At 62.9% G+C, this 20,588-nt stretch carries 21 protein-coding genes; 17 read left to right on the top strand and 4 right to left on the bottom strand.

Going from position 1 to position 20,588, the window contains the following annotated elements:
• The first annotated feature begins 178 nt into the window (after positions 1–178).
• The 4 genes from EOB36_RS12800 (at position 179) to EOB36_RS12780 (ending at position 3,127) form a co-directional block, all read left to right on the top strand.
• Positions 179–706 carry a hypothetical protein gene (locus tag EOB36_RS12800; protein ID WP_128284975.1) on the top strand — a complete coding sequence of 176 codons (528 nt, stop codon included), beginning with the start codon at positions 179–181 and terminating at the stop codon, positions 704–706.
• A gap of 521 nt (positions 707–1,227) precedes the next feature.
• Positions 1,228–1,527 (top strand): DUF1194 domain-containing protein, encoded by a 300-nt coding sequence (locus tag EOB36_RS12790; protein WP_127205741.1) that lies wholly within the window; start codon positions 1,228–1,230, stop codon positions 1,525–1,527.
• Between the two features lie 146 nt (positions 1,528–1,673).
• Entirely contained in the window at positions 1,674–2,492 is an 819-nt protein-coding gene (gene fabI / locus EOB36_RS12785) for an enoyl-ACP reductase FabI (protein ID WP_095486201.1), read from the top strand.
• Between the two features lie 47 nt (positions 2,493–2,539).
• A complete protein-coding gene (locus tag EOB36_RS12780; RefSeq protein ID WP_095486200.1) occupies positions 2,540–3,127 on the top strand; it encodes a histidine phosphatase family protein in 588 nt (195 codons plus the stop codon).
• A 208-nt stretch (positions 3,128–3,335) separates the two neighbouring features.
• On the opposite strand, the gene EOB36_RS12775 is transcribed toward EOB36_RS12780, so the two are convergent.
• Positions 3,336–4,250 carry a DUF1194 domain-containing protein gene (locus EOB36_RS12775; protein ID WP_158302607.1) on the bottom strand — a complete coding sequence of 305 codons (915 nt, stop codon included), beginning with the start codon at positions 4,248–4,250 and terminating at the stop codon, positions 3,336–3,338.
• Between the two features lie 211 nt (positions 4,251–4,461).
• Here EOB36_RS12775 and EOB36_RS12770 point away from each other — a divergent pair, with 211 nt between their 5' ends.
• From EOB36_RS12770 to EOB36_RS12760, 3 genes are all read left to right on the top strand, one after another.
• Complete coding sequence (locus EOB36_RS12770; RefSeq protein WP_245467778.1) at positions 4,462–5,562, top strand: helix-turn-helix transcriptional regulator; 1,101 nt, start codon at positions 4,462–4,464, stop codon at positions 5,560–5,562.
• On the top strand, positions 5,559–5,801 hold the full coding sequence (locus EOB36_RS12765) for a hypothetical protein (RefSeq protein WP_128284972.1): 243 nt from the start codon (positions 5,559–5,561) through the stop codon (positions 5,799–5,801). Before EOB36_RS12770 ends, EOB36_RS12765 begins: the two co-directional genes overlap by 4 nt.
• A gap of 119 nt (positions 5,802–5,920) precedes the next feature.
• The gene (locus tag EOB36_RS12760; RefSeq protein WP_245329912.1) at positions 5,921–6,841 is read left to right on the top strand and encodes a LysR family transcriptional regulator; all 921 of its coding nucleotides are present in this window, start codon (positions 5,921–5,923) and stop codon (positions 6,839–6,841) included.
• A gap of 44 nt (positions 6,842–6,885) precedes the next feature.
• On the opposite strand, the gene EOB36_RS12755 is transcribed toward EOB36_RS12760, so the two are convergent.
• Both EOB36_RS12755 and EOB36_RS12745 read right to left on the bottom strand, forming a co-directional pair.
• On the bottom strand, positions 6,886–7,875 hold the full coding sequence (locus tag EOB36_RS12755; protein ID WP_095486196.1) for an MBL fold metallo-hydrolase: 990 nt from the start codon (positions 7,873–7,875) through the stop codon (positions 6,886–6,888).
• 384 nt (positions 7,876–8,259) lie between these two features.
• Complete coding sequence (locus EOB36_RS12745; RefSeq protein WP_095486233.1) at positions 8,260–8,523, bottom strand: DUF1344 domain-containing protein; 264 nt, start codon at positions 8,521–8,523, stop codon at positions 8,260–8,262.
• 279 nt (positions 8,524–8,802) lie between these two features.
• On the opposite strand from EOB36_RS12745, the gene aroC reads away from it, so the two are divergent.
• The 6 genes from aroC to EOB36_RS12710 all read left to right on the top strand — a co-directional run bounded on the left by aroC (position 8,803) and on the right by EOB36_RS12710 (position 16,801).
• A complete protein-coding gene (gene aroC / locus EOB36_RS12740; protein ID WP_128284971.1) occupies positions 8,803–9,912 on the top strand; it encodes a chorismate synthase in 1,110 nt (369 codons plus the stop codon).
• Between the two features lie 109 nt (positions 9,913–10,021).
• On the top strand, positions 10,022–11,122 hold the full coding sequence (gene ribB / locus EOB36_RS12735) for a 3,4-dihydroxy-2-butanone-4-phosphate synthase (protein WP_095486195.1): 1,101 nt from the start codon (positions 10,022–10,024) through the stop codon (positions 11,120–11,122).
• Positions 11,123–11,614: 492 nt separating this feature from the next.
• Positions 11,615–12,265, top strand: coding sequence for an aldehyde dehydrogenase iron-sulfur subunit PaoA (paoA, locus tag EOB36_RS12725; protein WP_095486231.1), 651 nt, complete (start codon positions 11,615–11,617; stop codon positions 12,263–12,265).
• The gene (locus tag EOB36_RS12720) at positions 12,262–13,209 is read left to right on the top strand and encodes a xanthine dehydrogenase family protein subunit M (protein ID WP_095486194.1); all 948 of its coding nucleotides are present in this window, start codon (positions 12,262–12,264) and stop codon (positions 13,207–13,209) included. The genes paoA and EOB36_RS12720 overlap by 4 nt, the downstream gene beginning before the upstream one ends.
• A gap of 3 nt (positions 13,210–13,212) precedes the next feature.
• Positions 13,213–15,408 carry an aldehyde oxidoreductase molybdenum-binding subunit PaoC gene (gene paoC, locus EOB36_RS12715; RefSeq protein ID WP_128284970.1) on the top strand — a complete coding sequence of 732 codons (2,196 nt, stop codon included), beginning with the start codon at positions 13,213–13,215 and terminating at the stop codon, positions 15,406–15,408.
• A 175-nt stretch (positions 15,409–15,583) separates the two neighbouring features.
• Positions 15,584–16,801: a carboxymuconolactone decarboxylase family protein gene (locus EOB36_RS12710; protein ID WP_128284969.1), complete on the top strand. Its 1,218-nt coding sequence runs from the start codon at positions 15,584–15,586 to the stop codon at positions 16,799–16,801.
• A gap of 102 nt (positions 16,802–16,903) precedes the next feature.
• Here the strand turns inward: EOB36_RS12710 and EOB36_RS12705 are convergent, their stop codons facing one another.
• Entirely contained in the window at positions 16,904–18,127 is a 1,224-nt protein-coding gene (locus EOB36_RS12705; protein ID WP_095486191.1) for an MFS transporter, read from the bottom strand.
• Between the two features lie 119 nt (positions 18,128–18,246).
• On the opposite strand from EOB36_RS12705, the gene EOB36_RS12700 reads away from it, so the two are divergent.
• The 4 genes from EOB36_RS12700 (at position 18,247) to EOB36_RS12685 (ending at position 20,584) form a co-directional block, all read left to right on the top strand.
• Positions 18,247–18,894 carry a TetR/AcrR family transcriptional regulator gene (locus EOB36_RS12700; protein WP_126103249.1) on the top strand — a complete coding sequence of 216 codons (648 nt, stop codon included), beginning with the start codon at positions 18,247–18,249 and terminating at the stop codon, positions 18,892–18,894.
• Between the two features lie 131 nt (positions 18,895–19,025).
• On the top strand, positions 19,026–19,952 hold the full coding sequence (locus tag EOB36_RS12695) for a histone deacetylase family protein (protein WP_127206533.1): 927 nt from the start codon (positions 19,026–19,028) through the stop codon (positions 19,950–19,952).
• A gap of 3 nt (positions 19,953–19,955) precedes the next feature.
• Positions 19,956–20,207: an exodeoxyribonuclease VII small subunit gene (locus tag EOB36_RS12690; protein ID WP_095486188.1), complete on the top strand. Its 252-nt coding sequence runs from the start codon at positions 19,956–19,958 to the stop codon at positions 20,205–20,207.
• Between the two features lie 110 nt (positions 20,208–20,317).
• Positions 20,318–20,584, top strand: a complete 267-nt coding sequence (locus EOB36_RS12685; RefSeq protein WP_126103247.1) for a DUF2277 domain-containing protein — start codon at positions 20,318–20,320, stop codon at positions 20,582–20,584.
• The last annotated feature ends 4 nt before the right edge of the window (positions 20,585–20,588 follow it).

The raw sequence follows: 20,588 nt of genomic DNA, 5'->3' as shown, positions 1-20,588 counted from the left end.
AATCCGGGCGATGCATCGAAACGACAGGCTCAGCAGGGTTTTCGCGCTGATAGTAATATGCCTGAATATCTTCGTCATCACCGTTCCATTCGCGATCGAGGCGCTTCGATCTGTCGGAATTTCACGCTACGATCTGCCTGCGCGTCTTAACATCAGCAGGGATGGATCGCTGCCCGAGATGTTCAACTACGGGCAGGCCGCGCTTTGCGCCCTGTTTCTGTTCGGCATCTGGCTTCGAACCAGGGAGCATATGTTTCTTGCCTGGTCGCTGATTTTTAGTTTTGTGACGCTCGACGACGCCACCCGTTTCCATGAGCGCGGCGGCCTGCTGTTGGCAGCGACATTCGACCTCGTTTCGCTGCCGGGCATGCGGGCTCGCGACACCGGAGAAATCATCACCTGGTCGGTGGTCGCGCTCGGCCTGCTGGCGCCGCTGTTGTGGTCATTCCGCCAAAGCAGACCCAGGCAACAAGCCCTCGGATCGGTGTTTTTGCTGCTGTTCGCGTGTCTTGTCGGCTTTGCCGTGGTGGTGGACATGCTGCACTTCCTGACGGGCTCGAAGCTCGTTGGTTACGCGGAAGACGGCGGCGAGATGCTGTCGATTGCCGTCGCCTGTTGCTGTGCGTTCATCCTCTATCGCGGGCTGGGGCGTGATGCGGATCTTCAGGCAATGGATCCGAGCCTGCCGTTCTCGAAGCGGACATAACCGAATTGCTGAAACGGCCGCGCGAACAGGAGGAATAAGTTTGGCTCCGGCCCGTTACCCCCGGGAACATTCCTGGAGGGCCAATGCTGTCGCACCTGTTTCCGTCCGTTCCAACGCGCAGGTTCTGCGCCGTTCAGAACACCAGGAGGTGAAGCCGAAGCCTGCTATGCCGGCGAAACCTTGCCGCTGGCGCGCCCTATATCTCGCCCTGCCATTGATGATCTTCCTGTGCGGCACGTCGCCAGCGGCCAAGGCGGTCGTGCCGGGCACCGACGCCAATGTCGTCACAGCAATCGACGTATCGGACTCGATCAGCCGATATGAGGAATGGCTCCAGCAGACCGGGCTCGTGCGGGCGCTCGTCCACCCCGACTTCCTGCGCGCCGCCACCGCCGGCCCGCGGCGTCGGATCGGGTTCGCCGTCTTCACATGGTCAAGCGATGGCAAGTTCGACCTGTTGGCGCTGGACCGTCATCGGCTCGGCCGAGGACGCCGCGCGCGTGTCTCAGGCGCTCGCTTCGGTGACGCTCATCGACCGGACCCATTACGGAGGCGGCGATATGGAGCAAGACCGCGACGGCGACGCTGATCCCGCGGCGATGCACGATCGTCTGACAGACATGTCGGAGGCGATCGACTTTGCTTCGCTTCTGTTGACGTCATCGCCGCACGCGACGGAGCGCGCGGTCATGAACATCTGCGCCAACGGAACCGACAATTTCGCGGGCGGAACAGAATCCTCGCGAGACGCGGCGCTGGAACTACTCTTGCAGAACTGCTGCATGGCATGGCGTGCCGTCTTTTCGTCAATTTTCGCTTGAGCACGCCACAAGCGCTTCGCCCAGGCAATCGATCCTCCGGGCCGGAAGGTCAGGTGGGCGGGCACTGTCCGTTTTTGAGCGCTTGAAGGGACTCTGTGCCTGTGCGATAGGCACTCCACAAAGCAGAAATTGCGGAGAGCGCTCACATGGCGGGTGGACAAGGCATTATGGCCGGCAAGCGCGGGCTTGTGCTTGGCGTCGCGAACAATCGGTCGATCGCCTTCGGCATAGCCAAGGCCTGCGTCGACCACGGCGCCGAGATCGCGTTGACCTATCAGGGCGAGGCGTTCAAGAAGCGCGTCGAGCCGCTGGCGGCGGAACTCAACGCCCATGTCGCCGGCCATTGCGACGTCACCGATCCGGCAACGCTCGATGCGGTCTTCGACGACATCGCCAAGCATTGGGGCAAGCTCGATTTCCTCGTCCACGCCATCGCCTTTTCCGATAAGGACGAGCTGACGGGCCGCTATGTCGAGACGACGCGTGACAATTTCCTGCGCACTATGGACATTTCGGTGTTTTCTTTCACCACCATCGCCAAGCGCGCCGAGGCGCTGATGACCGATGGCGGCTCGCTGCTGACATTGACCTATTACGGCGCGGAAAAAGTGATGCCGCACTACAACGTCATGGGTGTCGCCAAGGCAGCGCTCGAAGCCAGCGTGCGCTATCTGGCGGTCGACCTCGGCGGGAAGAAGATCCGCGTCAACGCCATCTCCGCCGGTCCGATCAAGACGCTCGCCGCCTCCGGCATCGGCGATTTTCGCTACATACTGAAGTGGAATGAATACAATTCACCGCTGAAGCAGACGGTGACGCAGGAGGAAGTCGGCGATTCAGCGGTCTATTTCCTGTCCAACCTTTCACGCGGCGTCACCGGCGAGATCCACCATGTCGATTCCGGCTATCACGTCGTTGGCATGAAGGCGGTCGACGCGCCTGATATTTCGACCGTCAAGGAATAGACTCTCCTCGAACTCTCCCGCTTCCCGCCTACTCCCCGGATGACCTGATGTATCCGCTCGTCTACATCGCGCGCCACGGCCAGACGGAGTGGAACGCCGAGGCCCGGCTGCAAGGACAGGCCGACACCGACCTCAACGCGCTCGGCCGCGAGCAGGCGACCCGCAACGGTCTTCGGCTGGGCGAATTCGTTCATAACCCTGGAGATTTCGACTTTGTCGCCAGCCCGATGCGGCGGACGCGCGAGACCATGGAGCGCATCCGCGCTGCGATGAAGCTCGATCCGCAAGCTTACCGCACCGATCCTCGCCTTGTCGAAATGAGTTTCGGCGACTGGCAGGGTTTCACCTTTCCCGAACTCGAGGCCCGGCATTTGGGCTCGGCCAGGGAGAGGCGCTTCGACAAATGGAATTTCCTGCCGCCCGGCGAGGGCGCCGAAAGCTATCAAATGCTGCTCGAACGGATAAAGCCGTGGTTCGACGCGCTGGACCGCCAGACGGTCTGCGTGACCCATGGCGGCGTCGTGCGGGCCCTGTTCCGCATGGTGCTGGGAATGCCCGAGAAAGAAGCCGCAAACCTGGATGTGCCGCAGGATCGCTTGCTCAGGCTAGAAGGACGACGCCTGGAGTGGCTCTAAGGGGCGAAATCCAATCATTCGGAACGACCGGGGTTTTACTCCTTCTCGGACATTGATGCCAAGTCGGGGACGACGGAAAGTTGACCCGAAGCAGCCCATTGCCAAGCCAGAATGCCGTCTCAAATGCCGCCATTCTGGGGAAACCGCCGGCGGCGGTTGGTACGGCCTTTGCAAAGGGGGATGCGGTCCCGCTCTGCAATGTCTCAGATCAAGGCCGCCAGGCAAACTTGACATCCTGCACGTGCTCAAGCCGATTGTGCGACAAACCGGCAATCTCCGTGACGATCTTGCGGCGGAGGACAGGAAAATAGTCGTCTATCGTACGAGCTGTAGTCGCGAAGCTGTTGGGACCGCCGGTAACGTGGCTGTAGAGATAATCGGTTGGGTGCTGCCACGCTCCTTCGTCTGGGTCGAGGCTGGCGGCTAGGTCCCTAAGTGGTAGCACCGGCGCGGGGATGGCAAGCGCATTGATGATGTGGCCCATGGCCAAGGCATGGTCCCGCGCGGCCTCTGGCGCAGGACCATCATTATTGGGTCCATTCGCTGAGATGTCGATAATCGTGCGGTCGGGTGTGGCGGGGCAGTGGGCCAGGCTCTGAGAGGCGTAGGAAATGGCCCAGCTGAGGCCGGTGTGGCCAAGGCGGTCCTGACCGGGCCGGTTGCCCATATCTCGAATAACGTCAGCTGCCTCTCGTGCGCCGCGCGCATTCTCTATGATGCGCCAAGGCAATATGGTGTGGGCGGTACGATGGCTAGACCACTCGACATAGGTAACGGCGATCCGCCCAGTGCGGGTCACGGCTATGGCGGACACAACGTCGGGATGACTCAACGCCTGGGCGTGACCCTCACGCTGCATATGGGCTGTGCCATCAGCGATGCTGGCCGATATATCGCCGGCCAGGACGAGGCACACGTCAACCGCGGCGTCGGCCTTCTGCGCGCGGACGGATGCAGCTGGGATAAAGAAGCTCGTGCAGATGATAAGGGTGCGCGCGAATGCGCCCAAGTGTTTTGGTGCGACTGCGGGGCTCGCCATTGGGGCGTGGAGAGTTCCGTTGTTGGGGGCAATGACGCCATTGATGTGGATGGTGCGTCCGCCGTGCGTTGCAATTTCAGCCACCGATCCCCCCATTCCCAAAGACGCTTTTCGACCCAGCGACGTTCGCCCGGCTCCCAAAGGCTGTTCTTATAGAAATCCAAATTCTGCGCATGCCCCAACCGGGTCAGACGAGGTACTAGTCCTGCGTATCAGGTGCCCCTCGGACGCGGACGACTGGAAGTTTCAAGTTAGCTAATATAAGGTCCGATTTCTTCTCGGATGCGGGATGGAGATGGGCGCGTTCGATCTCGACGCAGTGGGCAATGCCATAGCCGAAGCGGCGGCCGACCCGACGCGCTGGGACGCTGCAATGGACGTGGCTGCGGACGCCACTGGAAGCTTTGGCGCAATGCTATTCGACGCGAAAGGGCATCTCCCCGGCATACCGAAAAGTCGCCGAATGGGTCCATCGCTCGAGACATACATCAAGGATGGCTGGATCGACCGGGACGACCGATACAACCTGTTGCCTCTGTTGGTTCGCAGAGGAGCCGTCAGCGAGCTTGACGTCCTGACGCCCGAGGAAATCGCCAGGCATCCCTACTATCAGGAATTTCTCGCGCCATTCGGTCTGCGGTGGTTTGCGGGTGTGAAGGTTGCGGCAGGCGATGACCTCTGGTGCCTGTCGATCCAGAGGTCGATCCAGCAAGGCCCTTTTTCGCCATCAGAGATGCAGAGCTTTGCCGACTTCTCAAGACAGTTGGGTTCCGCGGCCGCGTTCGCGAGAATGCTGAGCTTCGCGCGGGCCGAAGGCGCGATGGATGCATTCAGCGCAAGCGGCACGCCTGCGGTGATGCTTGACCGGAACGCCGCCGTGATCCTGGTGAACGAACCTGCAGAGAGGCTATTCGGTCGAGACCTTTGGGTGACCGGCCGCCATTTGGCGTGTGCCGACAAGAACGCCACCGATGCCCTCAAGTGCGCATTTCATGTGCTGCTGCGAAATCCGACCCCGCCAGCAATGGCGAACCCCGTCTCGCTGCCCCGCCTCGGAGGCAGACCTCTGCTAGCCTACCCCATGCGCCTGCCAAGAATTACCACGAACGCCTTTGCATCCTGTCAGATAGTTATCTGCTTTGTCGATCCGGACATTTATCCTCAACCGTCGGAGATTGCCTTGCGGACTTGCTTCGGGCTGACCCCTGCCGAGGCGCGACTGGCTCGCCGGATTTCATCGGGCGCAGAGTTGAAGGCCGTCGCGGATGACCTGGGGGTCTCCTACGAAACCGCCAGGAATCAGCTGAAAGCCGTCTTCGCCAAAACCGACACCCATCGCCAGCCGGAACTGGTCGCGTTGCTCGCGAGAATAGCGAGTACAGCTCAAACTGAATGACCGGAAACACGGGCCTGTGCCCAAAGGCCGGACGGGTCAATCATCTGCGGGGCAGCGATAGCCGGTCGCCGCCGATCGCTCCGAGTATTGAAGCAGAACGATATGAAGGTCACACACCCAAGGCATTGCTGCAAATGCTGGGGGATCCCGACAGGGACAAAGCCGGGCGGGTTCTTCAGGCGATGTGCGAGATGAAGAAGATCATCATCGTGGACCTCGAGCGCGCTTACCGGGGCTAACGAACTCGCAGGCCGGTCAAAAAGCAGAGGAGGGCAGCGCTTTGCCTATAAGCCAACAGTGCGATACGAGGAGTCCCTGCAGTGGGTCCATGCTGCTTTAACCTGAGGGACGAGCTCAATTGCGCGAACGTATGCTCGAGATCGACGGCGGGCTGCTCCTAACGCTCGATGCTCTTCTGAAGGAACGGAACGTCACCCATGCCGCAGCTCGGCTCGGCATCACGCAGCCCGCTCTGTCCGCTCGTTTGCTTCGGTTGCGGCAGTTGTTTGGCGACCAACTCCTGATCCCGGCATCATCCGGCCGCGGGATGGTGCCGACACCGCACGCCGCCGCGCTCCAGCCCGAACTCGCCAAGCTGATCGAGCGATTGCGCGAGTTCGCCAACGTGGCGCAGTTCTTCGACCCCGCCACCAGCCGCCGCGTCTTCCGGATCGCCGCAACGGACAATCCGGCGGCCATCCTCGCACCGGAGCTCATCCCTTTCCTGAAGGCGAAGGCACCTCACATCCGCCTCGCTTTTGTGCTTCCGGACAAAGCCCGGATCGCCGCTCACCTAGAGCAGGGTGACATCGATCTCTTCATCGGCGCGGCCGAGGACGTAGCGGGTGGACTGATCGGAAGGACACTGTTCGACGAAGCGTTCGTCACGGCACAGCGCAAGGATCATCCAAGGGGTAGCAAGCCCTTCGATCTGGATGAGTTCTGCTCGCTTGACCACCTCCTGATCTCGACCAGCGGAGGCAGCTTCTCCGGCATGATCGACGAGGCGCTGGCTACTATCGGACGTGAGCGCCGGGTCTCTGTCTCTATCCAAAGCTATGCGCTTGCCCCTTTGGTGCTGATGGGCAGCGACTGCATCTGCACCCTGCCGCGCCGTTTCCTGCAGCGTTTCACCACGTCGCTCGATCTCTTCGAGCCTCCCCTGGCCCTCGCCAAGTTCCAGATGTCCGCCTTCTGGCATCAGCGCATGAGCGGCGATCCCGCTCATGGCTGGCTACGTGAACAGGTGTTTCAGACGGCGCGGGCCCAAGGCCGCTGAGCGGGCCTGGTGATCGCTCGCCCCTTGCAGCCTCGGCCCTGAGTCTACTGCCCTTGGCTTTCTTCACGGTTCCGGTATTCGGCCGGGTGCCAGGTGAACGAGCCGCCGCCCTCGGCGCGGATGTGCCCGACGCCGGGGAACGGGAGGTGAGGCGCGGCAACGAGTTGGCGAGCGTCCGCGAAGGCCGAAAAGGTCTTCTGCCGCTCGGCCGCCGCCTCTCCTGGGTTCACGTCATATACGATGGTGATAGCTGGATCGGGAAACTGCACGGCCGCAACGTGGATGACGTCGCCGATAAATGCGATCGAATGCCCTTTGCTTGATACCGTGAAGAAGGCACTGCCCGGCGTGTGACCGGGATGCAGCGTCGCCACGATTCCCGGGAGGATTGTTTCGTCGTCGGAGAACGCCCTGACCTTGCCCGCCCGCTGATAGACGCCGATCGTCTTTTCGGCTTCGTCGAAGTACTGGCGGGCGTAGCCTGTCCTTTCCGAGTTCGACGCGTCCAGGAAGAAGGTGAGATCGGGTGCTCCGACGTGAACCGTTGCATTGACGAAGACAGGCTTGCCGTCGGCGACAAGGCCACCCGTATGGTCGGTGTGGATATGAGTGATGAGGATGTCGGTGATGTCCTGCGGCATGACACCGATACTGGCGAGGCTGTCGCGCAGCTTCCCACCGTTGCCTGGCCCGAAGAGTTGCCCCGAACCCGTGTCGACAAGGATGAGCCGCTCGCCGTCCCGGATCAGGAAGGCGTTGATGGAAGCTTCCACCGGGTTGGACAGGAACGCGTGGTTGAGGTGCTCGTCCACCTCCGCAGGTGACGTCCCTGTCAGGAGAGCGTGCAGGTCCTGCCGAACGGTGCCGTCGGACAAAGCAATGATGCCGAGCTCGCCCAGCGGAAACGCGTAAGTGTCAGTGGTTTGCGAGTAAGCGGCAGTGGCGCTAGGGGCCGCGCTTTCGGACAAAGCCGGCACCGCCGTGCCGAGCAGCAAGCTTATTGCGGTCGAGGCGAGAAGGATACGGAAGGTCATGATTGTTGAGGTCCTGGTCAGTTGTGGTTGTCGGTGGACCTTGGTTACGGGTTGTGCGCTTCGGATTGAAATTCGATAGCTGGATCGGACCTATCGACGAGCCTTATACCTCTCGAAGCGGAAGCACCGGGGAGATTGGTCGCGTGGATGCCTTCTGCCGGCGCACGATCACTGAAGCGAGAATGGTGGGCAAGTTGAACCGGACGCTGCTCGGTTGGGCGAACTACTTCTCAGTAGGAGTGCCGGCAAGGCGTATCGTGCACTCGACAGCTACACCGCAGTGCGGTGCGCCGTGGTTGAGCTTCAAACAAGGGAAGGCGAAACAAAGGCGGGTTTAGCCAGGACTTCATCCGCGCCTTTGGGGATGGGGCAGCCGGAAACGTTCTATTCGGTTGAATCGCTGTCCGGCAATTGCATGTCGGTGATGATGTTCTCGCCGTTTGTCTCGTCATAGGCGATCACGATATCCATGCCGGGTTTCAGCGCCTCGAGATCGGTTTCGGCATTCAGCTTGTAGGATTTGCCGTCGTCGAGTGTCAGGGTCAACGTGTCCTTGTCGACTTCTTTGATCAAGCCTTCGGTCTGGCCGGCGAAGGCGGCGGTGGAAATCAGCAATGTGGCGGCAACGGCGCCGATCAGGATACGCATCATCGTCCTCTTATCATTGCGCCGGCACGGTTGCGGCGGGTGTTCAACGGGCAGATGGAGCTGACCAGAAACCAACCGAATGTGTCAAAACTAAATCCGCCGGATCACAGTTTGACCACCGCGGAAAACGCCAATAGAACGCAGACTACAGCACCGCGCGTCCTGACGCGCAAAGGACGCTGTAGCATTTTTGATTTTGCGCAGGATCCTTTCTGAAAGTCGCTCCGATTTTCAGGGTTATGCGCAAGGCCGGCTCCGATGCCGGCAGGGCTGGTTTTCATGTCTCACAATACGTTTGGGCATCTTTTCCGCGTCACCACCTGGGGCGAAAGCCATGGCGCGGCGCTCGGCTGCGTGGTCGACGGCTGTCCGCCCGGCATCCGCTTCACACGCGCGGAGGTCCAGGCCGAACTCGACAAGCGTCGCCCGGGTCAATCGCGTTTTGTGACGCAGCGTCGCGAACCCGACGAGGTCAAGATCCTGTCCGGCTTCATCCTGGATGAGGACGGCGAGACCATGATCACCACCGGCACGCCGGTGTCGATGCTGATCGAGAATGTCGACCAGCGCTCCAAGGACTATGGCGAGATCGCCCGCCAGTACCGGCCGGGCCATGCTGATTACACCTACGACACCAAATATGGCCTGCGCGATCATCGCGGTGGCGGCCGCTCTTCGGCCCGCGAGACGGCGGCGCGGGTGGCGGCCGGAGCCTTGGCCCGCAAGGTCGTGCCCGGAATGGTCGTGCGCGGCGCGCTGGTGTCGATGGGCGAAAAATCGATCGACCGCGCCAACTGGAACTGGAATTTCGTCGGCGATGCCGAAAATCCGTTCTTCACGCCCGATCCGGCGTCAGTCGCCGTGTTCGCCGCGTATCTCGACGGCATCCGCAAGGCGGGTTCCTCGGTCGGTGCGGTCATCGAGATCGTTGCCGACGGCGTTCCGGCAGGCCTTGGGGCGCCGATCTACGCCAAGCTCGACCAGGATATCGCCTCGGGCCTGATGTCGATCAACGCCGTCAAGGGTGTCGAGATCGGCAACGGCTTCGAGGCCGCCCGCATCAGCGGCGAAGAGAATGCCGACGAGATGCGCATGGGCAATGACGGCAAGCCGGTCTTCCTGTCCAACAATGCCGGCGGCAGCCCCGGCGGCATCTCGACAGGCCGGGCGATCGTCGCGCGCTTCGCCGTCAAGCCGACCTCCTCGATCCTGACGCCGCGAAAGTCGATCGACAAGGATGGCAACGACGTCGAGATCATGACCAAGGGCCGGCACGATCCGTGCGTCGGCATCCGCGCCGTGCCGATCGGCGAGGCGATGGTTGCCTGCGCGATCGCGGATCACTATCTGCGTCATCGGGGACAAACGGGGAGGGCAGTAGGGCAGTAGGGCAGTAGGGCAGTAGGGCCCGCTGTCACTGAGCCCCAGCAATTTTTTCCTTTCCCCTACTGCCGTACTGCCCTATTCCCCTACTCCCCTGCGAGTGAAACGAGCGCCTATGTCTTACGACCAGAAGAGAATCGTCGAAGCTCTGCGCGCCTTCGAACGCGGCGAGATCGTCGTCGTCATGGACGACGACGGGCGCGAGAACGAGGGCGACCTGATCGTTGCCGCCGTCCATTGCACGCCGGAGAAGATGGCGTTCATCGTCCGCAACACCTCCGGCATCGTCTGCACGCCGATGCCGCGCGAGGAAGCCAAGCGCCTCAACCTGTCGCCGATGGTCGCCGACAATGATTCGGCCCACACCACCGCCTTCACCGTAAGCGTCGATTTCAAGCACGGCACCACAACAGGCATTTCGGCCGACGACCGTACATTGACCGTGCGCAATCTCGCCAACGGCAATGTCGGCGCTTCCGATTTCGTCCGCCCCGGTCACATCTTTCCGCTGATTGCGCGCGAAGGCGGCGTGCTGATGCGTTCGGGCCATACCGAAGCCGCTGTGGATTTGTGCAAGCTCGCCGGCCTGCCGCCGGTCGGCGTCATTTCCGAGCTGGTCAACGATGATGGCACCGTGATGCGCGGCCCGCAGGTGCAGGCCTTCGCCGAAAAGAACGGTTTGAAGCAGATTTCGGTCGCCGATCTCATCGCTTACCGCCAGCGCAAGGAAACGCTGGTCGAGCGTGTCGCCTGTTCGAACATCGACACGCCTGGCGGCAAGGCGCAGGTCTTCACCTACACGCTGCCGTGGGACTCGATGCACCATGTGGCGATCGTCTTCGGCGACATCCGCGACGGCGAGGAGGTGCCGGTGCGGCTGCATTCCGAAGATGTGGTGACGGACGTCTTCGGCACCAGCCACAGGCTGGACGGCATCATGAAATCGATGGGCGAGCGCCGGCGCGGCGTTATCGTCTATCTGCGCGAAGGCTCGGTCGGCGTCGCCCATCAGGAGCGCAAGCGGCCGACTGCCGAAGACCGCGAGGACCATGAAGAGGCGCGCCGCCGCGAAAACGAATGGCGCGAGATCGGCCTCGGCGCGCAAATCTTGAAGGATCTGGGTATTTCCTCGATCAACCTGATCGCCTCGCGCGAGCGCCACTACGTCGGGCTCGAAGGCTTCGGCATCCATATCGCCAAGACCGAGATTCTTTAGAGGCGGCGCGCCCCGCAGCCCCCTGTTGACCTGAGAACTACTTCAGCGCCGTGCGGCTCAGGGCGGATTGCGCGTCCCGAGCTTGGCCGCAGCGCGCGTGAAGCTGCGCTCCTCCGCACCTGCCAGAAAGCCACTCAGGCCGGCAAGCTCCTCATGTCGTATTCATGAAGTTCCGATTTGCGCAATGATCTTGATGCAAGTGAGCGGCGCTGCCGGCTTTGACAGGCCCGCGGATACGCCGCGCCTTTCTACGCGTCTGCCTGACGGCCACTTCCGCCAGATGAATGATGAGCCGCGCGCCAGCATTCATGACGCTCACGCATAAGAGCATGCGGAATTGAGCCACTAATCGCGAGCGCTGCTCAAACTATCTTCCTGTTGGGACAGCTCGGTCCCCGATCGCCACGACCAACAGGACGTTGCCGAAAAATCGGCACGCCTTCAGCGGCCATTGATGTGCTCGCTCTGACAGAGAAGAGGATCAAAAGCGACATGACGACCTCCGCAGACTTTAGTATCACCAGACGGGATCTGTTGATGGCAGGAGCCGCCGCGGTAATGACCGCGGCGCCATCCGGGGCGAACGCTCAAGCTGGCACTGGTGATATGCCTTCCGCCGTCGGCGAACCTGCCATGTCGAAAGTAGCCATCACTGTGAATGGCGAGGCCCGCGAACTGGACCTCGACACGCGGACCACGCTGCTCGATGCGTTGCGCGAGCACCTGCATCTCACCGGCACCAAGAAGGGCTGCGATCACGGCCAGTGCGGCGCTTGCACGGTGATGGTCGACGGCCAACGGATCAATTCATGCCTGACGCTCGCCGTGATGCACGAAGGCGATACCATCACCACCATCGAAGGGCTCGGCGCGCCTCAGAACCTGAACGCGATGCAGGCTGCCTTCGTGAAGCATGACGGTTACCAGTGTGGCTATTGCACGCCCGGGCAAATCTGCTCCGCCGTGGCGGTGCTGGACGAGATCAGGGCGGGCATCCCGAGCCACGTGAGCGGTGATTTGACCGCAACGCCGCAAGCCACAGTCGCCGAACTGCGCGAGCGGATGAGCGGCAACATCTGCCGTTGCGGCGCCTATTCCAACATCGTCGAAGCGATCGCCGAGGTCGCCGGGAGGCCGGCATGAGATCCTTCACCTATGAGCGCGCGAGTTCTCCTGCGGAAGCAGCTGCCGCGGCGAGTGCCGAAGGCGCCAAGTTCATTGCCGGCGGCACCAACCTGCTCGATCTGATGAAGCTCGAAATCGAAACGCCGACGCACCTGATCGACGTCAACGATCTCGCGCTCGATAGGATCGAGACCACGCCAGAGGGCGGGTTGCGCATCGGCGCCCTGGTGCGCAACACCGATCTCGCCGCGGATGAGCGCGTGCGACGCGACTATGGCCTGCTCTCTCGCGCGCTGCTCGCCGGTGCCTCGGGCCAGCTGCGCAACAAGGCGACCACCGCGGGCAACCTGCTGCAGCGCACGCGCTGCCCCTATTTCTACGACACCAACCAGCCATGCAACAAACGCCAGCCCGGCAGCGGCTGTGCCGCGATCGGCGGGTTCAGCCGTCAGCATGCCGTGATCGGCGCAAGCGAGATGTGCATCGCAACCCATCCGAGCGACATGGCCGTGGCGATGCGGGTGCTCGACGCAACAGTGGAGACGGTGCGCCCCGACGGCACGGCGCGGAGCATACCCATCGCCGAATTCCACCGGCTGCCCGGCGACACGCCGCATGTCGAGAACGCACTCATACCCGGCGAGCTGATCACCGCAGTCACGCTGCCCAGACCGGTGGGCGGAACGCATATCTATCACAAGGTGCGCGACCGGGCTTCCTATGCCTTCGCGCTGGTCTCGGCCGGCGCAATCGTGCAGCGCGACGGCACCGGGCACATCGCTCTCGGCGGCGTGGCGCACAAGCCGTGGCGTGTCGAGGCGGCCGAGGCCGAGTTGCCGCGCGGCGCCAAGGCCGTAGCGGAGCAGCTGCTGGCCGACGCCAAGCCGACGCAAGAGAATGCATTCAAGCTGCCGCTGGTCGAGCGCACGCTCGCCGCGGTTCTGGCGGAAGCAAGGACCTGACCGATGAGATTCGATACCCCCGCCACGACCAATCCGATCGATCAACTCAAGATCGTCGGCAAGCCTACCGATCGGATCGACGGTCCGCTCAAGACCACAGGCACTGCGCCCTATGCCTATGAGTGGCACGATGTCGTACCCAACCAGGCCTATGGCTACGTGGTCGGCTCGGCCATCGCCAAGGGCCGGATCGCCTCGATCGATTTGACCAAAGCCAGGGCCGCGCCAGGCGTGCTGGCCATCGTCACGGCTGAAAACGCCGGCAAACTCGGCAAAGGTGACTGGAACACAGCCAAGCTGCTCGGCGGTCCCGACATCCAGCATTATCATCAGGCGATCGCGCTTGTCGTCGCCGAGACGTTCGAACAGGCGCGCGCCGCGGCACAGCTGGTCCGCGTCGACTATATCCGGGCCCAGGGCGCGTTCGACCTCGCGAGCGCCAAGGATTCCGCGATCGTGCCGGATGGGGCCACGCCTGATACCGCGGTCGGCGACTTCGCCAGCGCCTTTGCCAGTGCGCCGGTCGAGCTTGATGCGACCTACACCACGCCCGATCAAGGGCACGCGATGATGGAGCCGCATGCCTCGATCGCCGCCTGGGACGGGGACAAGCTCACGCTTTGGACCTCGAACCAGATGATCGCCTGGAGCACGGGGGACATGGCCAAGACGCTGGGCATCCCCAAGGAGAATATTCGTCTTATCTCGCCGTTCATCGGCGGTGGCTTTGGCGGCAAGCTGTTCGTGCGATCCGATGCGGTGCTTGCAGTTCTTGGCGCACGCGCCGCCCGGCGGCCGGTTAAGGTGGCGCTTGCGCGGCCTTTCATGTTCAACAACACCACGCACCGGCCGGCAACGATCCAGCGCATCCGTATCGGCGCGACCCGGGATGGCAAGATCACCGCGATCGGCCATGAAAGCTGGTCTGGCGACCTGCCCGGCGGCGGTCCAGAAAATGCAGTCCAGCAGACCCGCCTGCTCTATGCCGGCGCCAATCGCATGACCGCCACACGGCTTGCTGTGCTCGATCTGCCCGAAGGCAATGCGATGCGTGCGCCGGGCGAAGCGCCGGGCTTGATGGCGCTGGAGATCGCGATGGACGAGATGGCGGAAAAGCTCGACATCGATCCGGTCGAATTCCGCATCCTCAACGACACCCAGGTCGATCCTGAGAACCCGGATCGCCGGTTCTCGCAGCGCCAGTTGGTCGAGTGCCTGCGCATCGGCGCCGAACGCTTCGGCTGGAAGACGCGCGGTGTCCGGACCGGCCGGGTCCGCGAGGGGCGCTGGCTGATTGGTGTGGGTGTCGCCGCGGGTTTTCGCAACAACCTCCTGACGACGTCTGCCGCACGTGTCCGGCTCGATCATCGTGGCGTCGTCACGGTCGAGACCGACATGACCGACATCGGCACCGGCAGCTATACGATTATCGCCCAGACGGCGGCGGAGATGATGGGCGTGCCGCTCGACAAGGTGGTGGTGCGGCTTGGCGACTCGATCTTCCCGGTTTCGGCCGGCTCAGGTGGACAATGGGGCGCCAACAACTCGACATCAGGCGTTTATGCCGCGTGCGTCAAGCTACGCGAGGCGGTGACGCAAAAGCTTGGATTCAACTCTGCCGAGGCCCTCTTTGAGGATGGCAATGTCCGCTTGGGCAGTCGCAGCGTTTCGCTCGCCGAGGCCGCAGGTGAAGCAGGCCTCGTCGCCGAGGACGCGATAGAATATGGCAACCTCGCCAAACAATACCAGCAATCGACCTTTGCTGCTCACTTCGTTGAAGTCGGTGTCGACGTCGCAACCGGAGAGATCCGCGTGAGGCGGATGCTCGCGGTCTGCGCGGCCGGTCGTATCCTCAATCCCAAATCGGCGCGCAGCCAGGTCATCGGCGCCATGACCATGGGCGTCGGCGCGGCGCTGATGGAGGAGCTTGCAGTCGACAAGCGCCACGGCTTCTTCGTCAACCATGATCTCGCCGGCTATGAGGTGCCGGTCCATGCCGACATCCCGCACCAGGAGGTGGTCTTCCTTGACGAGACGGATCCGATCTCCTCGCCAATGAAGGCCAAGGGCGTCGGCGAGCTCGGCCTCTGCGGCGTCGGCGCGGCCATCGCCAACGCGGTCTACAACGCTAGCGGCGTGCGCGTGCGCGACTATCCGGTCACACTCGACAAGCTGCTTTCGGGTTTGCCCGAGATATGAGCGTTGCTGTCGTTCGCGTGGAGCAACTGTCCTCCCCGCGGCCACGCCTCGCGCGCTTCTGTTCCTCGCGATGCGTCTCTTTCGCTGGGCGCTGCCAAGCGCCACCGACGACGAACGGTCGCCCCAAGCGCCCGCCTTCGAATGACAAGTCTCTATCCGGAATGGAGAATTCCTCATGAAGAAACTCGCGGCTTCCTTGGTGATCTCGTCGCTCGCCACCTCCGTCGGAGAGGCGCAGGAGCGGCCCGCAGGCCGGATCGCGCCGCCGGACGTCTATGTTGTGGCGCCTGGTCTCGGAGAGTATACGGACGAGCTGCTGTTCGGCGATGTCTGGCTGCGCGACGAGCTCAAGCCTCGTGATCGCAGCATCATCACCGTCTCGGCCCTGATTGCGTCGGGGCGCATTGCGCAGGTGGGTGGGCATGTCGGTCGGGCGCTCGATAACGGCGTGACCCCAAGCGAGATCGGTGAGATCATCACCCATCTCGCCTTCTACTCCGGCTGGCCGAACGCCATTTCCGCCGTCAACGCGACAAAGGAGGTCTTCGATAAGCGCGGCATCGAGCCGGTTGCGGCCGAGGCGGGGCAGCCACTGGAACTCGATCCAGCTTCCGAGGCGGCAAGGGCGGCGAGCGTGGATACATCGACCGGCCCGGTCGTTCCGGGGCTCGCGGAATATACCAACCAGGTGCTCTTCGGCGATCTCTGGCGACGGCCGCAACTCTCGGCGCGTGACCGCAGCCTTGTCACCATCGCCGGTCTCATCGCAACGGGCAAAGCCGAGCAACTGCCTTTCCATCTAAGTCGAGGCATGGACAACGGCCTGACACGAACCGAGGTAGCGGAGGTTCCGACGCATCTGGCCTATTATGCCGGCTGGCCCAATGCGATGTCGGCGGTGCCGGTCCTGCGCGGGGTCTTCGGGGCTCGCAAAGCTGCTGCGCCAGGGGACGCCGGTGCCGACGCGCTTTCTCTGCAGAAATACGACCCAGAGGCCGCCGCCACGGGATCACCTGAAAACTTCACCGGCTCCGTGCGGGTCGAGTCGCGGTTTCAAGCCGAGGACCCGGCGCGAGTCGGAGGGGCGACGGTGAGCTTCGAGCCGGGTGCGCGTACGGCCTGGCACACGCATCCGCTTGGCCAGACGCTGATCGTCACCGCAGGCTGTGGCTGGGTACAAAGCGAAGGCGGGCCGATCGAGGAGGTGAGGCCTGGGGATGTGGTGAATATTCCGCCAAATGGTCGTCACTGGCATGGCGCCTCGAAGGGAGCCTCCATGACCCACGTGGCCGTGGCGGAGTCCCTCAATGGCAGTGCCGTCACCTGGATGGAGCAGGTGAGGGACGACCAGTATGCCCGCGGCCCCGAAGCCGCCGATCAGTGCCGCGGCTGATTTGCCGTGTCGGCCCCTCAGGCCGTCGCACCAGAGGCGGGCGGCCGTAGACGCCTTCGAGAGGAGGACGTCCGGCCCCGCTCGGGACCGGACGCATAGAGACTATTCGGCAGGAACCGCGGCTGCGTCGCATGCGGAGGTTTCGCAATCCGCCGTGGCAAGGCTGCGCTGGCCGGCGAGCACGATGACCAGCGCGATTGTGCCCGCCGCCACCGATACCAGGAACCCGCTCTGTGCGCCGAAGGCGTCCACCACCCATCCGGCGGCGAAGGAGCCAAGCGCCATGCCGATGCCTATGCCGGTCATGACCCAGGTGATGCCCTCGGTCAGCATTGCCTCCGGCACGCGCCGCTCGATCAGGCCGAATGCCGTGATGAAGGTCGGCGAGATCGCCACGCCGCTAACGAAGACGGCCAGTGCCAGAAGAGGCACCGTGTCGGCCACGAGCAGCGGCAGCGTGGTGAGCGCGATGATGGCGACCGCGATGGCAAGTTGAATTTGCAGCGGTGTTTTCAGGTTCATGGCGCCGATGATGATGCCGACGACGAACGATCCGAGCGCGTAGACGCCGATGACGAGGCTGGCAGCGCCTGGCTGGCCAAGCTCCTTGGTGATCGCCACTGTGCTCACCTCCGTGGTTGCGAAGGTCGCGCCGATGAAGATCAGCGCCAAGGTGATGATTTGGACCGGCCGCAGGCGGATTGCCGAGCCGCTCGAGCCCTGGTCGATCGGTCGCACTCGCGGCTCGGTCGAGCGCTGCAGGATGAAGGCTGTCGAGCCGAAGGCGAGGAACAATGTGCTCGCCAACATTCCCGCTTCTGGGAAAAGAGCGACGCTCAGGCCCACCGATAGCGATGCCCCGGCGATGTAGACCAGCTCGTCGGCCGCCGACTCGAACGCAAACGCGGTGTTCATCTCGGGGCGATCCCGGAAGAGCTCTGTCCAACGCGCGCGCACCATTGCCGGGATGCTGGGCATTGCAGCGGCCAGCAGCGCCGACACGAATAGCGTCCATATCGGCCAGTCCTGATTGGCCGCCGCAATCAGCACCACGAAAGCGAGCACGGAAATGACGGTGGTGGGCACCACAATCCGCGCTTGGCCGAGGCGGTCCACCAGCCGCGATATCTGCGGCGCGGCGAAAGCATTGGCCAGCGCATATGTCGCGGAGACGGCGCCGGCCAGCCAGTACTCGCCATGTGTCTGCGACAGCATCGCGACGATCCCGATCGGAGCCATGGCCATCGGCATCCGGGCAACGAAGCCGGCTGCGGCGAAGCCCTTGGCTCCCCTTGCCTTGAAGATTTCGCGATAGGGATTGGGCATGTGAATACTCCTGGATTTTTGAGGCCGGGCCACTTATATACGTGGCGTATGCAAATCAGATAATAGCATACGAGACGTATGTCAATTAATATACGAGACGTATGTGAAGGAATGGGCGAATGGCGCACAAACCACGCAAGGAGATGATCGCGGAGACCCGCGCCAAACTGGTCGCTGCGGCGCGCCATGCCTTTGGCACTGTCGGCTATGCCGAGGCCTCGATGGACGACTTCACCGCATCGGCCGGGCTGACCCGTGGCGCGCTTTATCACCACTTCGGCGACAAGAAGGGCCTTCTCCAGGCGGTCATCGCCGAGATCGACGCGGAAATGTTGGCCCGGCTGAAGATCGTTTCGGCCAGGGCGGACACTCTCTGGCAGGGCTTTGTCGACGAATGCACCGCCTATATCGAGATGGCGCTGGAGCCGGAGATCCAGCGTATTGTCCTTCGCGATGGACCGGCGGTGCTCGGCGATCCTTCGCAATGGCCGAGCCAGAACGAATGCATCCGCTCGATGAGCGAGAACCTTCAAAAGCTGAGGGACGAGGGAACCATCGTTGCCGTCGATCCCGAAGCCGCGGCAAGGCTGGTCAGCGGCGCCTCGCTGCATGCGGCGCAGTGGATCGCAAATTCGGAGGATCCCGAAGCGACGTCGAAAAAGGCGGTGAAGGCATTCAACGTGCTTTTGGAGGGGCTGCTCAAACAGGGCCGCAGGACTGGCCGTCCGCAAGTGATGGCTGAGATTGGAGAAGAGGGCCGTCCCTAAGGGAGAGGTCGGGGCATATAGGACGGCTTGCGCTGGACCCAACCGGGGCCCAACATCTAAACCCTGTTGAACGTCTGCCTTTGGTGGCTCCAAAACATGGTCAAAGCCGCCGGGCGCGCCTATATCGGGGCATGGTCACAAGGCTTTATACCCACCCGATCTTTCTCGAGCACATAACGCCGCCCGGTCATCCGGAGCGGCCCGACCGGCTGCGCGCCATCGAACGCGTGCTCGACGACGAGGCCTTTGCGGCCCTTGACCGTGCCGAGGCGCCGGAAGGCGACGAGGCCACCATCCTCTACGCACATCCGCAGGAATTCGTCGATCGGGTCCGCGCAGCGATACCGGATACCGGTATCGCCCGCGTCGACGCCGACACCACCGCCAGCCCGAAAAGCTGGCAGGCGGCTGTGACGGCGATCGGTGCCGCCAACGCGGCGGTCGACGATGTCTTTCGGGGCAACGCCGCCAATGTCTTTGTTGCCGCCCGGCCACCCGGCCACCATGCGGAAAAGACGACGTCCATGGGCTTCTGCCTGTTCAACACCGCGGCGATCGCGGCGCGCTACGCGCAAAGGCAGCACCAGGCCGAGCGCGTCGCCATCGTCGACTGGGACGTGCACCACGGCAATGGCACGCAGGACATTTTCTGGGACGATCCGTCGGTGCTCTATTGCTCGACGCACCAGATGCCGCTTTATCCCGGGACCGGGGCCGTGAGCGAAACCGGCGCCGGCAACATCGTCAACGCGCCGCTGGCGCCGCAGACCGGCAGCGAGGTTTTCCGCGACGCTTTCCTGTCGCGCATCTTGCCGGCGCTCGATAATTTCGCGCCCGACCTCATCGTAATTTCCGCCGGCTTCGACGCGCACCACCGCGATCCGCTGGCCGAGATCAACCTGACCGAGGACGACTTCGACTGGGCGACCGGCCAGTTGATGCAGCGTGCCGGTCGCTACAGCGACAACCGGCTCGTCAGCCTGCTCGAGGGCGGCTACGATCTGCAGGGATTGGCATTTTCGGTCGCCGCCCATGTCGGGCGACTGATGAAAGGATAGACGATGGCTGGTGAGACCAACGAAGACGTCAGGGCGATGAGCTTCGAGCAGGCGCTCGACGCGCTGGAGAAAATCGTCGATGATCTGGAGCGCGGCGACGTGCCGCTCGACCAGTCGATCCGCATCTATGAGCGCGGCGAGGCGCTGAAGGTCCATTGCGATCGGCTGCTCAAGGCGGCTGAGGACAAGGTCGAGAAGATCAGGCTTTCGCGCGACGGCAAGCCGGTGGGGACAGAGCCGCTGGACGCGGAGTAAGGCACGGCCCCGAAAGAAGAGTTCGCCTTGCCGGCTTTGGACATGATGATGATTGAGGACAAAACTCATCCCGATTGAGATGGCTCCAGGACGAGAGGAGATTGCGAAAGATGTGCAGAAACATCAAGACCCTGTTCAATTTCGATCCGCCGGCAAGCAATGACGAGGTCCGCGACGCCGCACTTCAGTTTGTCCGCAAGCTGAGCGGAACGACGCGGCCATCGAAGCAGAACCAGCATGCGTTCGACCACGCCGTCGAGGCAATAGCGGCGTCAGCGCGCGAATTGCTCGACAGCCTCGAGACGACGCAGCATCCGCGCAATCGCGAAGAGGTGGCGGCCAAGGCGAAAGCCAAATCTGCACTCCGCTTCGCCTGAGGAG

The organism is Mesorhizobium sp. M6A.T.Cr.TU.017.01.1.1 (genome assembly GCF_004023115.1).
In the GTDB taxonomy this organism is placed as follows: domain Bacteria; phylum Pseudomonadota; class Alphaproteobacteria; order Rhizobiales; family Rhizobiaceae; genus Mesorhizobium; species Mesorhizobium mediterraneum.
The sequence above is the reverse complement of the archived record's forward strand: the minus strand, read 5'-3'. Positions and strand labels throughout refer to the sequence as shown.